Genomic DNA, 15732 nt, shown 5'->3' with positions numbered 1-15732 from the left:
CGGCGCCTACGGGCGCTCGTTGGGGGCCAGGCGCTGCATCTTGTTCACAGCCTTGAACTTGGTGAACAGCGGCACATACTCAAAGCTCACGTTGGAGTTCTCCAGGCCATACCAGCGCGCCGGCGTACCGGCGGCGCGGCGGATGATGTACTTGAGCGTGATGGCCGTGCGCTCGCTCGGCTCCACGTCACTCTCGGGCGCCAGGAGCTTGCGGATCATGACGAACTTGAACGTGCCGATGTTGCCCGGATCCTTGTAGACCGAGTAGTCATGCATCTGCGGCGGCAGCTCGCCGGTAGCAGCCAGGTCCTGAACAACCTGGCGCAGGTAGGCGTTCACGCGCTGGTTAACCTTGTAGCCCAGGTACAGATGCACGCGGAAAACATAGTCGGTGCCAAACGTCTCGACCGAATAGGCAAAGGTATGCGGTTCGTCCATGGTCTCGACGTTCACGAACCACCAGGCGCGGGCGCGCTTGGGATGCTTGTCCAGAATCGAATAGACGATATCGCGGTCAATGTAGTCGGTATTGGTGTCCTTGGTCAGGTACACGATGTTGTCGCTCATGAGCTCGTAACGGTCGTCGTCGCGCAGGCGCTTGAGCTGCGGCAGGTAGCTGCGCAGCGGCAGCAGCGTAAACTGGCGCTGCTCGACCGCCGTGCCGTTGTACCAGCACACCATAATGCCCATGATGAGTGCAGCCATGAGGATGGTGAAGTAGCCGCCGTGGAAGAACTTGGTGAGCGAGCTCACGAAGAAGAAGCCTTCGAGCAAAAGGAAGAAGGCCGCGAAGATCCACGGAGCAACCTTGAGCTTGCGCTCCTCGTGCAGGTAGAAGAAGAGCAGCAGCGTGGTGCACATCATAGTCAGCGTAATGGCAAGGCCGTAGGCGGCTTCCATATGCGCCGAGTTCTGGAACAGCAGCACCACGATGACGCAGCCGACAAGCATGACGTTGTTGACCATGGGGATGTAGAGCTGGCCCTTGGTCTCGGCAGGGTAGAAGACCTGCATGTGCGGCATAAGGTCCAGGCGGCTGGCCTCGGACACCAGCGAGAATGCGCCGGTGATGAGCGCCTGCGAGGCGATGATGGCCGCGATGGTGGAAAGGCCGACGGCAAACGGGCGCAGGCCCGGGGCGAGCATCTGGTAGAACGGGTTGAGGTCGGCAATGCCCATGAGCTCGGGGTTGGCAGCGTTGTTCATAAGCCAAGCACCCTGGCCCATATAGGAAAGCAGCAGGCAGCACTTAACGAACGGCCAGGTGGCGTAGATGTTGCCGCGGCCGACGTGGCCCATGTCGGAGTAGAGCGCCTCGGCACCGGTGGTGGCGAGGAAGCAGCTGCCCAGAATCATGATGCCCGCGTGGTTGTTGGGGCTTAGCAAAAAGGCGATGCCGCGCACCGGGTTGAGGCACAGCAGCACGGCGGGGTGCTGGAAGACAAAGAACAGACCCGTGCCGCCCAAGAACAGGAACCACAGCGTCATGATGGGACCAAAGGCGTGACCGATCTTGGCCGTACCGATGCGCTGTACCAAGAAGAGCGCGATGATGATGGCGAGCGTAATGGCGACGACGCGGCCCTGGTCATCGCCCAGCACGGCATGGACCGCCGGGATGGTGCGCAGGCCCTCGATGGCCGTGGTAACGGTAACGGCCGGCGTCAGGATGCCGTCGGCGAGCAGCGCGGCGCCACCCAGCATGGCGGGGATGATAAGCCACTTGCCGCAGCGCTTGACCAGGCTGTACAGGGCAAAGATGCCGCCCTCACCATGGTTATCGGCGCGCAGCGAGATGAGCACATACTTGATGGTGGTCAGCAGCGTGACCGTCCACACGACAAGGGAGAGCGCGCCAAGCACGAACTCCTCCGTCACACTTCCGATGCCGCCGTTGCCGGCAACGAGCGCCTTGGTTACATACATAGGGCTGGTGCCGATATCGCCGTACACCACGCCCAGCGTGACGAGCATCGCCGAGATGCTCACAGGAATCGCAGCGTGCGAGGCTGCCTCCTTGGCCTTTTGTTCCATAAGCCGGTTTCCTCCCAACTTTAACGTTCGAAAGGATTATAGGTAATCGGCCATGTTTTAATGCACTGTTTTCCCAGCTAGATAAAGATTTATACAGTCTTTAGGCTACCGCGGCGATATGTGATGTGACAAAGGGACCGTCCCTTTGTCACATTCGTCATTTTCCAAGCCAGTTTTTGAACCACCACTCCATGGAGCGGCTCATCTCGGCCATAAAGGGACTGGTGTGCTTGCGGGTATAGATGTCCACGACGCGCTCCCCCACCTCGCGGGCGTGCGGACGGAACATCGCGTCCATCTCGGCCACCTGCGCATCCATGGTCGCGGCATCCGCACGGCAGTAGCGCTCCTCGTGCACCAGGTTCACCACGGGGTGCGCGATTGCCGGACGCTCCTTACGGGGCGTGCCGATGATGAGCATCGACAGCGGCATGGTATAGGGCGGCAGATCGAGCAGCTCGGCAACTTCCTCGGCATTCTCGACGATATCACCGATGTAGCAGCTCCCCAGCCCCAGGGCCTCGGCGGCAACCACGGCGTTTTGCGCGGCGATCACGGCGTCCTGGGCCGCGATGGCAAAGTCGCCCAAACCCGGTGCACGACGGGGCGCCTTGCCCGTGCGCTCGACAAACTCGGGCTCAAAGCAGCCCACGTGCTCAAACAGATCGATCCACTTGGCATAATCGACCACAAATATTAGTGCCCAGGGCGCCTTGGCGATCATGGGCTGATGGTCGCACAGATCGGCCAGACGGTCCAGCGTAGCCTGCGCGCGAATGCTTACGATGGAATACATCATCATGGCGCCCGCCGACGGTGCGCGACTCGCCGCATGCAAAATCGCCGCACGCTGCTCGTCGGTCACCGCCACGGGACGGTCGTTGTCATCACGCGCGAAGGCACGCGTGGAGGAACGGTGCTCCAACGTGTCCAGCACCGCATTGCCCGTAGTCTCGACCGGATAACCGTTCGTATCCACGCCCGCAGCTCTGCCGCAGTACTCGGCGCCCGTCATACAAACCTGCTCGTTCATCGCCCTACCCTCGCCAATTCTTTAAGAAGCCTTTACGTTTCCGTGTAATTCCCGTCCATTATCGCGCAGGTCGCCACTACATTGCGCCACACCGCCACACGTGCGCGTTAATATGGCTGGTTGTTGTGCGCAGCCCGCAAATGCAGCGCATATCTTGGTAACAATCGGGTAAACCCCCGCTTTCGTAGGTTTTAGTTTGTGAGGAGTCTCAGCATGTTCGCTGCCGCCATCTCGCTCGTCGGTCTTGCGGCGACCGTCTACCTTGTCTTGCGCGAGGCCAAGGCCATTCGCGCACAGTCAGGCACCGTCACCAAGGGCGCCTTCGCCTGGAGCGTCGCCTTCGGCCTGTTCCAGGTCTTTTTGACTATTTGGGGCGCCGTGGGCCTCGTCGCTCAAAACGAGCCGCTCGCCTTTGTGATGCTCATCCTGACCAACGCCATCCTCACCGGCTGCGCTTGGGCCAGCATCGCACGCGACCGCATCGCCCCGCGCGTCTTTGCGTTCGCCGCGCCCGACGCCCCCGCCCCCACCGGCAAGCTCGCCCGCCTGCGCGGCGCCTTTGTGGGCAAACCGCTCGTCGCCGCCGTCCTGTGCCTGCTGCTCGCCGGCGTCTTTGCGCTGCTGGGCATGGAGGTATCGTCCAACCACGACTTTACCTGGGTCTACCCCCTGTGCATCCTGCTCGAGTGGGCCATCATCACCACGCTCATGGTCGGCTTGTTCTTCCTATTCCAGCGCCACGGCGCAGCCCCCGCGGTCCTGGCCTTTGCCCTCTTTATCCTGGGCATTGCCGAGTTCTTCGTTATCACGTTTAAGTCCATGCCCATCCAGCCGGGCGACCTTTCGGCCATCTCCACCGCCGCCGCGGTCGCCGGCACCGGCTACACCTTCTCCATCTCGCTGTTCTGCGTGCTGTCCATGGGCTTTACCGCCATCGCCATGCTGCTGTGCGAGTACGCTGGCCTGGTGGCACCGCACCGTCAGAAGGGCGCCGCCAACGCCAAGCGCATGCTGCTCACCAACCTGCTCGTGGCCGTGCTGTGCCTGGGCGGTGTGACCGCGCATGTTACGCTCATCGACTACTACAACACTCTCGGCATCACCGTCTACACCTGGCGTCCGCTCGAGAGCTACTGGCGCGAGGGCTACCTGCCCGCTTTCATTAGCGCAGCGCAGTCCATCAAGCCGCCCAAACCCGTCGACTACTCCGTCGATGATGCCAAGGCCACGCTCAAAAAGTACGCCAAGGCCTACGACAAGTCCGACGCGGCCAAGAGTGACGAGCGCACCGCCGCAAAGGAGCAGTTCGACAGCGAGAAGCCCACGGTCATCGCCATCATGAACGAGACCTTCTCGGATCTGTCGATCTACCAGAACATGCGCGCCGGCTACGAGGGTCCGCAGTACTTTAAAAACCTGTCCAACTGCCTCAGCCGCGGCAAGCTCTACGTGAGCGCCTACGGCGGCGGCACCGCCAATACCGAGTTTGAGTTTATGACCGGCAACTCCATGGCCAACCTGGGCTCGGGCGTGTACCCCTACACCATCTACAACATGGAAACGACCGGGAATCTGGCAGAGCAGTTCAAGTCGCTCGGCTATTCCACCACCGCCATGCACCCCAACCACGCGACCAACTGGAACCGCGAGAACGTGTACAAGGACTTTGGCTTTGACCAGTTCCTGTCCATCAACGACTTCCAGGGAGCCGACACCCTGCGCGGTATGGTGACCGACCAGGCGACCTACGACAAGATTCTTGAGCTGCTCGACCAGAACGCCGATCCGCAGTTTATCTTCGACGTGACCATGCAGAACCACTCGGGCTACGACACGGGCCTGCTGCCGGCCGACAAGCAGATGCATCTCAACATCGACACGACCGACCTGGACACCAAGACCGTCGAGGACGGCACGCTGTCCGATGTCGACGAGTATGTCTCGTGCATCGAGCAGTCCGACCAGGCGCTGCGCTACTTCCTCAACGCCCTGAGCAAGCTCGACCGTAAGGTGGTCGTGGTGTTCTGGGGCGACCACCAGCCGTTCTTCCCGTCCAAGTTCAACGACAAGTGGTTTACCGACGAGGACGACGCCACCCACCAGGAGCGCTTGTGGCAGACTGACTACATCATTTGGGCCAACTACGACGTTGCCGGTTGCAACCAGACGAGCGAGGTCGACGACCTGTCCACCAACTACCTGTCCACCCAGCTGATGCAGCTGATCGGCGCACCGCTGACCGACTACCAGAAAGCGCACATGACGCTGCGCGAGTCGCTGCCCGCCATCAACTCGGTCGGCTACGAGGACGCCAGCCTGCGCTGGGCGCTCTCCTCCAACGTCACCGGTGACGACGCCGCCGCAGCAGCCGCCACCAAGGCGCGCGAGGATTACGCCAAGATGCAGTACTACGAGATGTTCCGCGACGGCAAGAACGTGTACACCGAGCACTTCCAGACCGAGGCCAACGAGACCGACCCCAACCTGGCACCGGGTACGACCAAGATCAAGTAGCGACCAGCTGCGAGTTCATAACTGAAACGTCTGTCCGGGCGGAGACATATAAGGTTCCCTGCTCGGACAGTCCTGCGCAAGACGGGGGCCACATTAAGTGGCCCCCTTTGCGTGCGGAACTCGCGATGAACCTTACATACCTCCGCCCGGACAGACGCCTTGTTGTTGGGACACGGCTTGTCATAGGGGTATCCGCTGAACATATATAAGTTGAAGGCCACGTTATGTGGCCTTCTTTGTTTGCGGAAAGTGTGTCCCGGAATTCTTGTCTGGAATGGGATGCAGTTTCCGCTTGGGACCCGATTGGGAAAGTGTGTCCCACTATTCAGCTGGATTCCGGGATGTATTTTCCGGTTGAGGCTCGTTGGGAAAGTGCGTCCCACTTTGGGGGCTGATTCTGGGACGTGGTTTCCGGTTGGCTCTCATTGGGAAAGTTCATCCCATTTCTCGGCCTAATTATGGGACGCAGTTTCCGCTTGCGGAGTCTCCACTCAACAGAAAACCCGGGTGGCCTGTTTTTTTGGGTTGTCGATATGTTCGACTGGCTACTAGTGGGTCTTGCGGCGCTTGATCAGCATGATGAGGGCTATCACTACGAGCGTTGCTCCCGCTGCTGCTGCGGTGGCGACTAGGGCGAATGTTTGGTCGCCGGTGTTTGCGAGGTTCTTCGCTGTGGTCGTAGTCTTGACCTTGGTGTCGGTCTTAGCTCCGTTGTCGGACTTGGGCTTGTCCGGGTTCGTCGGGGTCTCAGGAGTCTCGGGGTCCTTTGAGCCTTCGGAATCGGTTGGGCCGGCGGTGTTTACCAGCGTATGGTCCAGGAACTTCTTGGCGCCCGCACTTGCCTGTGAGAACAGGCGGCGCGTGCGGATCGGGGTGGCATTCACCGTTGTGAGCGCCGTCTCCTCGGCCTCGATATTCACGAGCGTCGTGCCGGTGTCGAGGCCCACCTCGTTGTATCCCACGTGGCAGTAATACTGCGCACCGTCATCGTCTGCGGTCAGGTCAATCTCGAGCTTTGAGGCCGTTCCAGCCGCGAGGTTGCCATCGGCACCCACGAGCTTAAACTCAGTCTCGCCACGGCCCTTGCGGTACCAGGTATACGACGGTGCCAGCTCCGTTTCACTTCCGTCGGCATTGCGCTGCGTCACATGGCCAATCGCCGAGAGCGTCAGCTTGTCTCCCTCCGCGCACTCGACCGAAGAGACATACTCGAGGGCCGACCTCTCCGCTGTATCCGCCGCAGGTCCGCTCACGGTCATCGTCATGCCGTCGGGCATGGTCTTGACCGCGATGATTGCCGAGCGAATACCCGTCTCAATCGTAGATCCGTTCTTAACGGCGGCAATGGCAAATCGATACTCCGTATTGGGCTGCAACCCGTCCCAGGTAAGCGAGGTCTTCGTATTGTCGGCGATCTTCCAGCTGTTGACGACCGCGTCTGCCGCATTGCTCTGCAGCATGCCCACGCCGTAGCTAAAGCCACTCTTGTTTGCGAGTACATCGTCCCAGCTAAACGTAACGCTGGTCGAATCGACGGCGTTTGCCGTAAAGCCCGTCACGGCCGGCGCGTCGGGCATCTCGACGTCCTTAACGTCATAGCCCACGATCCAGAACTGGTCGGTGTCCTTGGTGCCGAGCTTGTCGCCCGAGTCTGCCTCGAACTTGTCGACATCCACCGCGTTGACGCCCAGACGCCACACAAAACCGTACTTGTTCTGCGCAGCCTCGGGCAGGTTGTCGACGGTACCACCGTATTCGGTCGATTCACTCGAGGAGTTACCCGTAGTAAAGCCGGCGTTGGCACCAAAGCACAGGCCGCCAAATAACTCGTGCTTTGCAAGCTTCGCGCCCATGACAACGCTGCCGTTCAGCGTCAAGCCGAGCTCGAGCTCCTGCTCCTTGCCCTCCTCGACTTCGATGGTCTGCTCAATGCTCGCCCCCGACTGCGCGGCGGCGCCGTTAAACCCATCGTGCGTGTAGGCGCGCGTTACGCCAGGCTTGCCCAGGCCAAAGGAATCCCCAACGGGAGTCTCGCCGTTGAGCGTCGTTTGATAGGTTCCGGGTTCTCCCGACCGGTTGGTCAAAAAGTAGCTGAGCGGCGTCATATTGTGCTGTTTGGCAATGCGGTCATAGGCCTCGACATTAACGACCGAGGTCTGCGCGCCGAGCGACACGGGCGCCGCCATCACGCCCTTGCCACCAGTTTCCTCATTTTCGATCTCATACTCGTAATAGACCATCGGAATCGTGTAGAGCACGGCCTTGTCACCCTCGCCGGCATGCGACTCATAGCTTACGCTTGCGCTGACCGTGCGCTCGCTCCGGTAGTCATAGCATCCCTCGGCGGCAAAATCGACTGAAGCATTCATCGCGACCAGGGGCGGACCGGTCTGCACCTCGACGGCAACGCCCAACTCGGCGCCAATGGTATAGCCCTGGGATGTCCCCGTGCCCTTTTCCTCTCCGTATGACGTGCCGCCCAACACCAGATAGCCGTATGCCTGCTCCAGATCCTCAACATAGGGCGCATCCTGCAGCACGGCAAGCACGCGCGGGTTGGTATAGACCTTGTAGCGGTCCTTGTACGTGATCTTGACGCTGTCGTTGTCGACATCGGGCAGCGCGAGCGAGATAAATGTGCCGTAGGTAGTGCCGCGACGGTTGCTCTCGCTAATCACCTGCTCCTCGCCGCGGCGCACCTTTCCGTTCTCGTCGAGCGAAAAATGCGAGGCGGTCATCCAATAGTAGTCATCGTTCTTGCGCAGGTCCTCGTCGCGGTGCTTGCCCACCACGGCGATAAAGCTCTCGTTATAGCGGTCCGAACCCGAGACGCTGCCCGCCTTGACGTCGCTGATCCACACCTGCTCTATACCCTTGTGGTCATGCTTGTTGCTGCTGTTGTATTGCTGACCGCTCATGCTCATGGTTCCGACCATGGACCCCAAGCCCTGAGCCCCGCTCTGTGCCGTGTTGCAGGCAAAGTCGCGGAACACATCGCCGCCCACGAGCACCTCGTCGACCGCCAGCTGCTCGGACAGGCCGTCAAGATTGGCAGTGGCAAGGGCAATAGGCGCCAAGGTGCACGGATAGCGCTTATCCTGAGCGCTATCCTTCCATGCGCTGTTGGGCACATGCATCAGCCCATAGGAGGCGAGGAGCCCGTCTCTGTATTCCTTGCAATCGGAAAGCTTGAACTCGCCAGACTCCGAGTCAAAATACGCGTAGCGGTACAGCGCGCCGTACAGCCCCTTGCTGCCGTCAGAAGCGCCGTAATCAAAAGCGCTGCGTTGCCAGTCATAGCCCGCAAGAATAAGGCCCGTGACGGTTTCACCCGTCTTCTTTCCTTCTTCATCGTAGGCGGCAAACGTGCCGAACGTCGCATTCGCAGCGACCATGGTCTTGCCGTTCGCGGAGAGGGAGATTGCGCCCGCGTCGCCCAGAGCATCGACATGGACGAGCGCACCCTTGGATGCATCCCACGAAAACAGCTCGCAATGCGTCGACTTATCAATATTCTTCTTGCCGTAGGGTGCCGAGACCACGATGGCGAGGTCATCGCAAAAATCGCGATCGAGGTCGCCGGCCGCTAGCGAAACGACAGGAGCTGACTGAAGCTGCGTCCAGGAGTCGTTCCCGCCCTTGTTGTGCGTGGTGTAGTCCGCGGCGTTACCGGCATCGATCTTGACGACGCTTTGCTTCCAGTTGCCGCCCTCCAAGTCATACATGTCGACTACAGCCTTGCGCACGCCGTTCTCGTCGACATAGCAGCCCGCGTAGACAAAAAGCTCGTCGACGCCGTCGCCATCGACATCGCCCGCCTCGACATCAAAGACGGCGTCGTGCTCTTGCAGGTAACCGGCATCCAGGTACTTAAAACGGCCTTCGTACATCATATTAGTGTTGACCGTCACCGGCAAGTGTGTGTCGAGAGTGCGCGTACGCCCGTTGCTAAACGAGTAGAGGACCAGCTCAACCTTTCCGGCGTATGACTTGCCGTCAATCGTCGTGGAGGAACTGTCGCCGTAGGCACGGAGCTCGGCAACGCGGCTCTTTTTGCCCGTGCTGGCGTCGCTGCAGAACTCAACACTCGTGGCGTGAATGCCCGAGAAACCGTTGTTGTCGTTGGCGAGTACTGTTGAGGACTCATTGTTGCTTAGGTACGACCAGGTGCCGCCACCGTAGTCGCTATGCTTGTAGAGATCGCTGTTCGTATCGAAGTTGTTGACGTTTTGCCAGAACTTTGCGGCGCCCCACACACTTCCATAGCCATCGGTGAGTTTGCTGCTGCCGCCAATGTCACCGCGCTCGACGTTCTCGAGCTTGTCGCGCAGAGTGTAGCGATTGCCATGGCTACCGTTAGCTGCCATATAGACCTCGCTGCGCGTGGCAAACGTCGTGGGGGTATCAGTGGAATAGGGGCCAACGGTATCGGCCGGAATGTCCTCGCTCGTGCCCAGACCCAGGGCTTGATAATCCTGCTCGGTCATATCGGTGATTGCGGGCGCGTCTGCCGCCTGGGCAACCTGGGGCGTGGCCGTGAAGCAGGCGACGCTCGTGGCGATCAACGCAGCAAGCGCCGCCGTCCCAACAAGCGGGATTTTCGACAGCCTACGGATACGGGGGTGTGGAACGTACATGAGGGACCTCGCTTTATTCGAGCGGAGTGGACTCATTTTTGCAAATGATACATCCGATGCCCGATATCACGTGTCTCATTTTCGCCAACGGCGTGTCTCATTTTTGAGAATCCGAGATGCCGCGGAAATCTTATCCCAGCTCAAAGGCCATTTCTGGGATGTATTTTCCGTCGAGTGCCTCATCGGGAAACTGCATCCCATTTCAAGCGTCGATTCTGGGACGCACTTTCCCCTTAGACCCTCAACCGGAAACCGCATCCCACTTTGAGCGCAAATTCCGGGATGCATTTTCCGCTTGAGCCTCATTGGGAAACGGCGTCCCACTTTGAGGGCTGATCGTGGGATGCATTTTCCGGTTTTGCTCTCATTGGGAAAATGCATCCCGTTTCTTGACCGAATAATGGGACGCAATTTCCCGTTGGAGCGCCTTTGGGAAAGTGTGTCCCACTTCGACCGCCCAGAGTGGGATGCACTTTCCGCAAAGCACCTCAACGGGAAACTACGTCCCATTCCAAAGGCAAATTCCGGGACGCATTTTTCGAAAGCCTGCCCATCCGGAAAGCCCGTCCCACTTTGGACGCATCCGGGCACGGAACCATCGACCTATCAGGCCTCCCATCAATAAAGAGGCGTCCTCCCGGACGGCGGGGCACGAAGTTCATCGCGAGTTCCGCACGCAAAGAAGGCCACTTAATGTGGCCTTCGTCTTGCGCAGGACTGTAGAGCAGGGAACTTCGTGCCCCGACGCCCGGGAGGACGTTTCATTTAGAAAGATGGACCGACCGCCGTCAGCGATGGGAGCTACTCCCCCAGCACGGCCTTTTTGGCGGCTGCAGCCATGTAATCCAGATCATCCTTGGTGGGGTGATCCTTTGCGGCAACCCAGTTGTCGAGCAGCAACTTAGCGCGGGCGTTGTCGGGATCTTGCTCGAGCATGGCCTCGTAGCGCTGCTTGACCGCGGGGCCCATCTTGCCCTGGCACATCGCCCAGCCCACCAGCTCGGCATCATCGGCCAAATTGGAGGTCACACGATCGATAATCTGCCTAAAGTACTCCTCGCTGGCCCCAAAGCCGCAGGTGCCAAACAGGAAGACGCGCTTGCCGTGCAAGGCTGAGAGCAACGTCGCGACCGAAGGCGTGCACGCGCCCTTGTCGCACCAAAAACCGACAAGCACCGTGTCGGCCGCGCAGGCGCCCTGCGCCTCGAGCGCAACCTGATCTGCATCCGCATCGTCGCTCAACGCCGCGGCATGGACAAACTCAACACCCGCAGCCTGCAGCGTGCGCTTGATCGCACCCGAAACCATCCTGGTATTACCGCTCTTGCTGTTAACCACCAAAGAGCACGTCATAGTCACGTTGCCTCGTATCCCCCAAAACTAAAGCCACTAATGCAATTTATTAGATGAATATCTTAGTACTAACGTGACAGATGTAAACCACCGTCTGTCGATTGATTAATTTGCCCCGCGGGCTTGCTTACTGGGCGAATTGGCTGCGGTAGAGCTCGGCGTAAAAGCCGCCTGCCGCGAGCAGTTCATCGTGCGTGCCGCGCTCGATAATCTGGCCGTCGCGCATTACCAGAATGCAGTCGGCGTTGCGGATCGTCGACAGGCGGTGCGCCACCACAAAGCTTGTGCGGCCGGCCATAAGCTCGTCGAATGCCGCCTGCACCTGCAGCTCGGTGCGCGTATCGATACTCGAAGTCGCCTCGTCCAGCAGCAAGATAGCCGGGTCGGTGAGCATGACGCGCGCAATGCACAGCAGCTGCTTTTGGCCCTGGCTAAACGTGCCGCCGTCCTCGCCAATCACCGTGTCGTAGCCTTTCGGCAGCTGCACGATAAACTTGTGCGCGTGCGCGCGCTTGGCGGCTTCGATAACCTGCTCGCGCGTGGCTCCTGGGCAACCGTAGGCGATGTTTTCCGCCACCGTGCCCTCGAACAGCCAAGTGTCCTGCAGCACCATGCCAAAGGCACGACGCAGGCTCGAGCGCGTGTAATCGCGCGAAGCCTTGCCATCGACCGCGATGCGGCCGGCATCGATATCGTAAAAACGCAGCAGCAGATTGATGAGCGTTGTCTTTCCGCAGCCCGTGGGGCCGACCAGAGCAAAACGCATGCCGGGCTTGGCATCGATGCAGATATCCTGCAACAGCTTTCGGTCGGGCACATAGCTAAAGTCCACGTGTTCAAAGGTCACCTCGCCCTGCGGTGCGGCAAGCTCTACAGCGTCCGACGCGTCGGGCTCCTGCTCGCGCGCATCGAGCAGCGCAAACATGCGGCGCGCCGAGGCGTACGCGGTCTGGATCTGCGTAATGACGTTGGTAACCTCGTTGAACGGCTTGGTGTACTGGTTAGCATAGGACAGGAAAATCTGCACGCCGCCCACCGTAAGCGCCGCGGGCACGCCCGTGATCACGCCCACGCAGCCGATCACGGCAACCACGGCGTAGATGATGTTGTTGATAAAACGTGTACCGGGGTTGGAAAGCGAGCCCATAAACTGCGCGCGCTCACCCGCCGTATAGAGCTCGGCGTTAAGGGCATCGAAGCGCGCTTGGGCGTTCGGGCCATAAGCAAACGCATCCACCAGCTTTTGCTCACCCACATACTCCTCGATATGACCGCCGAGTTGGCCCTGGATGCGCTGTTGAGCAGTGAAGCTCTTATTGGAGAGCTTGGCAATAGCACCGGCTGCAAAAATGGAAAGCGGCGTGACGAGTACCACCACGAGCGTCATGGTCAGGTTAATGGAGAGCATAAACGCGAGCGTGCCAACGATGGTGATAACGCCGGTGAATAGCTGGGTAAAGCCCTGCAGCAGGCCATCGCCCACCTGATCGACGTCGTTGACCACGCGGCTCATAAGGTCGCCGTGGGCATGGCTGTCGATAAAGCTGAGCGGCATGCGGCTGAGCTTGTTGCTCGCCTCCACGCGCATGTCGCGCACCGTCTCGTAGGACAGGCGGTTGACGCAATAGCCCTGCAGCCACTGGAAGGCCGCAGCATCTACGACGACAATCGCGAGCTTGGTAACGAGCGGCAGCAGCGCATCGAAGTCCACCTGCCCGGCGGTGACGATAAGGTCGATGCCCTCGCCGATGAGGATGGGCGTATAGAGTTGCAAGATCACCGAGATTGCGGCGCTCACAAACGACGCCGTAAACGAAATGCGATGCGGACGGACGTAGCCCAGCAGGCGGCGAGTTACCGCGCCCACGGGGTAGCGCTCGGGGTCGCCGGGCTGACGCGGACCGTCGCCCAGGTCGTTGAGGCTATCGTTGCCGGACACGTTGGCCGTCATCGTGGCGACCGAACCGGAGGAAGTGTACGGATTCATTTAGCAGCCCTCCTTTGCGCGGACGGATGCGGGGGCGCACGCGGCACCTGGGGCGGGCGCGGGACTTGGAGCAGACGCGGACGCCGTACTCCCCTGCTGGCCCTCGAGCTCCTCGCGGCGAAGCTGTGACTGGCAGATCTCGCGGTAGAGCTGGCAGGTCGCGTACAGCTCATCGTGCGTGCCCAGGCCCGCAACCGAGCCGTGGTCGAGTACGCAGATCATGTCGGCGTCGCGCACGGTCGAGACGCGCTGGCTCACAATGACCGTCGTGAGCGGCAGCCCACCCTCGGCGGCACCGCGCACGCTGCACTCGCGAATGGCATGACGAAGCGCCGCATCGGTCTTAAAGTCGAGCGCCGAGGCAGAGTCATCCATGATTAGGACCTGCGGAGAGCCCACCAGAGCACGTGCGATGGTCAGGCGCTGGCGCTGGCCACCGCTAAAGTTCTTGCCACCCGCCTCGACCGGCGCATCCAGACCTTGAGGTTTTTTGCGCACGAACTCGCTCGCCTGCGCCATATCGAGCGCCGCCCAAAGCTCATCGTCGGTTGCCGCATCGTCGCGCCAGATTAGGTTGCTGCGAATCGTGCCGCTCACGAGCGACGCGCGCTGCGGAACGGTCGCGACCACACGGCGCAGCTGGTCGAGCGGCCAGGTGCGCACGTCGGCACCCATCACGCTCACGCTGCCGGTGCTCGCATCGTACAGGCGCGGGATAAGCGAGACGAGCGTGGACTTGCCGCTACCCGTGCCGCCGATAATGCCGAGCGTTTTGCCCAGCGGGAGCTCCAAGGTCACATCGCTCACGGCATTTGCCGCGCCCGCGCCAAACGAAAAGCTCGCATGGTCAAAGCTCAGCGCAGGGACTGGAGCGACATTGCCCGGCTCGGGCAGTGCGACCGGCTGGTTGCCCTCGTCGGTGATGCTCGGCTCGCAGTTGAGCACCTCATTGATGCGCGACGCGCTGGCGCTCGCCTTGGTAAAGACAACGACCAGGTTGGCGACGTACACGATGGAGGTCAGGGTCTGCGTCATGTAGTTCACAAACGCCATGACCTGGCCCTGCGTAAGCTCACCCACGTTGACCTGGATGCCGCCCACCCACAGGATGGCGCACACGCCCAGATTCATCACCAAAAACGTGACGGGGTTAAGGACCGACGAGAGCTTACCCACCGCGATGGCGACATGCGCCTGGTCGTCGGCCGCACGAGCAAAACGCTCGCGCTCGTGGTCTTCGCGCACAAACGCGCGGACCACGCGGGCACCCGAAAGCCCCTCGCGGCAAATGAGCGCAATGCGGTCGAGCTTTGCCTGCAGCTGCCTGTAATACGGAATGCAGCGCACCATGACAAACCAAAACACCAAGCCAATGGCGGGCGTGCAAATCAAAAAGATCATGCCGAGCTTAAGGTCGATGGCAAGGGCCGCGCACATAGAGCCCACCGCCAAGAAGGGCCAGCGGATGAGCATGCGCACGCCCAGCGCCACGGCAAGCTGCACCTGGTTGACGTCGTTGGTGATGCGGGTGATAAGCGAGGGCGTGCCAAAGCGGTCGAGCTCGGCATAGCTCAGCTTATTGATGTGCTCGTAGAGCGCGCCGCGAATGTCGGTGCCCATGCCCTGCGAGGTGAGCGCCGCCATCTTTTGGCAGACGAGCGTAAACGAGATGCCGATCACAGCCATGGCGCCAAGCACCATACCGTAGTGGATAACGGCGTTCACGTCGTGCGAGCCAATGCCCTTATCGATCATCTGGGCAATCACCAGCGGCGTCAGCAGGTCAAAGATCACTTCGATCAACTTACACGCAGGGCCAACCACCATATACCGGCGAAACTTACCACCAAAACGCCTGAGCAGCTCAATCATGTATAGGCGCTCCTTATCATCATCTCTCTTCAATCTGATTCATGATAGTACGGCGAGCCCTGGAGATATGAAATCAACTCGTCACAGAACAAGCCCCCGAAACAATCAGGAAACTAGGCACAGAGACAAAGCACCCGAACATGTTTTGGCAAAGCCAACGAGCAGCACTAGACAAGGGATTAATTGTTCAGATTAACGCGCCTCTACGGGCGCATTTTGGACGATGTGGTCCCGGTGCCGGCGGGCTGTTTGGTAGTCGAGCGATTCCGCAGGCAAAGCCGAGGACCAGCGAGACACCAAAC

At 60.2% G+C, this 15732-nt stretch carries 7 protein-coding genes; 1 reads left to right on the top strand and 6 read right to left on the bottom strand.

What is annotated here, in order from left to right:
* Window positions 1–6: 6 nt before the first annotated feature.
* Window positions 7–2034, bottom strand: a complete 2028-nt coding sequence (locus ABCP74_RS06325) for a KUP/HAK/KT family potassium transporter (RefSeq protein WP_343001288.1) — start codon at window positions 2032–2034, stop codon at window positions 7–9.
* A 157-nt stretch (window positions 2035–2191) separates the two neighbouring features.
* Window positions 2192–3067: a nitroreductase family protein gene (locus ABCP74_RS06320; protein ID WP_343001289.1), complete on the bottom strand. Its 876-nt coding sequence runs from the start codon at window positions 3065–3067 to the stop codon at window positions 2192–2194.
* Window positions 3068–3280: 213 nt separating this feature from the next.
* Between ABCP74_RS06320 and ABCP74_RS06315 the strand changes: the two genes are divergently transcribed.
* The gene (locus tag ABCP74_RS06315) at window positions 3281–5581 is read left to right on the top strand and encodes an LTA synthase family protein (protein ID WP_343001290.1); all 2301 of its coding nucleotides are present in this window, start codon (window positions 3281–3283) and stop codon (window positions 5579–5581) included.
* 548 nt (window positions 5582–6129) lie between these two features.
* Here ABCP74_RS06315 and ABCP74_RS06310 read toward each other — a convergent pair.
* From ABCP74_RS06310 to ABCP74_RS06295, 4 genes are all read right to left on the bottom strand, one after another.
* Window positions 6130–10218, bottom strand: a complete 4089-nt coding sequence (locus ABCP74_RS06310; protein WP_343001291.1) for a fibronectin type III domain-containing protein — start codon at window positions 10216–10218, stop codon at window positions 6130–6132.
* Between the two features lie 801 nt (window positions 10219–11019).
* Window positions 11020–11571 carry a flavodoxin family protein BilS gene (gene bilS, locus ABCP74_RS06305; protein ID WP_343001292.1) on the bottom strand — a complete coding sequence of 184 codons (552 nt, stop codon included), beginning with the start codon at window positions 11569–11571 and terminating at the stop codon, window positions 11020–11022.
* Window positions 11572–11698: 127 nt separating this feature from the next.
* A complete protein-coding gene (locus ABCP74_RS06300; RefSeq protein ID WP_343001293.1) occupies window positions 11699–13558 on the bottom strand; it encodes an ABC transporter ATP-binding protein in 1860 nt (619 codons plus the stop codon).
* Window positions 13559–15430, bottom strand: coding sequence for an ABC transporter ATP-binding protein (locus ABCP74_RS06295; protein WP_343001294.1), 1872 nt, complete (start codon window positions 15428–15430; stop codon window positions 13559–13561).
* Between the last annotated feature and the right edge of the window lie 302 nt (window positions 15431–15732).

The sequence above is a fragment of the Collinsella aerofaciens genome, from assembly GCF_039062315.1.
Taxonomy (GTDB): Bacteria; Actinomycetota; Coriobacteriia; order Coriobacteriales; family Coriobacteriaceae; genus Collinsella; species Collinsella aerofaciens_BG.
The sequence above is the reverse complement of the archived record's forward strand: the minus strand, read 5'-3'. Positions and strand labels throughout refer to the sequence as shown.

Excerpts from the sequence above, each read along its gene's own strand:
- ABCP74_RS06295 (WP_343001294.1), bottom strand. The coding sequence starts at position 15,430 with ATGATTGAGCTGCTCAGGCGTTTTGGTGGTAAGTTTCGCCGGTATATG.
- ABCP74_RS06315 (WP_343001290.1), top strand. The coding sequence starts at position 3,281 with ATGTTCGCTGCCGCCATCTCGCTCGTCGGTCTTGCGGCGACCGTCTAC.
- ABCP74_RS06320 (WP_343001289.1), bottom strand. The coding sequence starts at position 3,067 with ATGAACGAGCAGGTTTGTATGACGGGCGCCGAGTACTGCGGCAGAGCT.
- ABCP74_RS06300 (WP_343001293.1), bottom strand. The coding sequence starts at position 13,558 with ATGAATCCGTACACTTCCTCCGGTTCGGTCGCCACGATGACGGCCAAC.
- ABCP74_RS06325 (WP_343001288.1), bottom strand. The coding sequence starts at position 2,034 with ATGGAACAAAAGGCCAAGGAGGCAGCCTCGCACGCTGCGATTCCTGTG.
- ABCP74_RS06310 (WP_343001291.1), bottom strand. The coding sequence starts at position 10,218 with ATGTACGTTCCACACCCCCGTATCCGTAGGCTGTCGAAAATCCCGCTT.
- bilS (WP_343001292.1), bottom strand. The coding sequence starts at position 11,571 with ATGACGTGCTCTTTGGTGGTTAACAGCAAGAGCGGTAATACCAGGATG.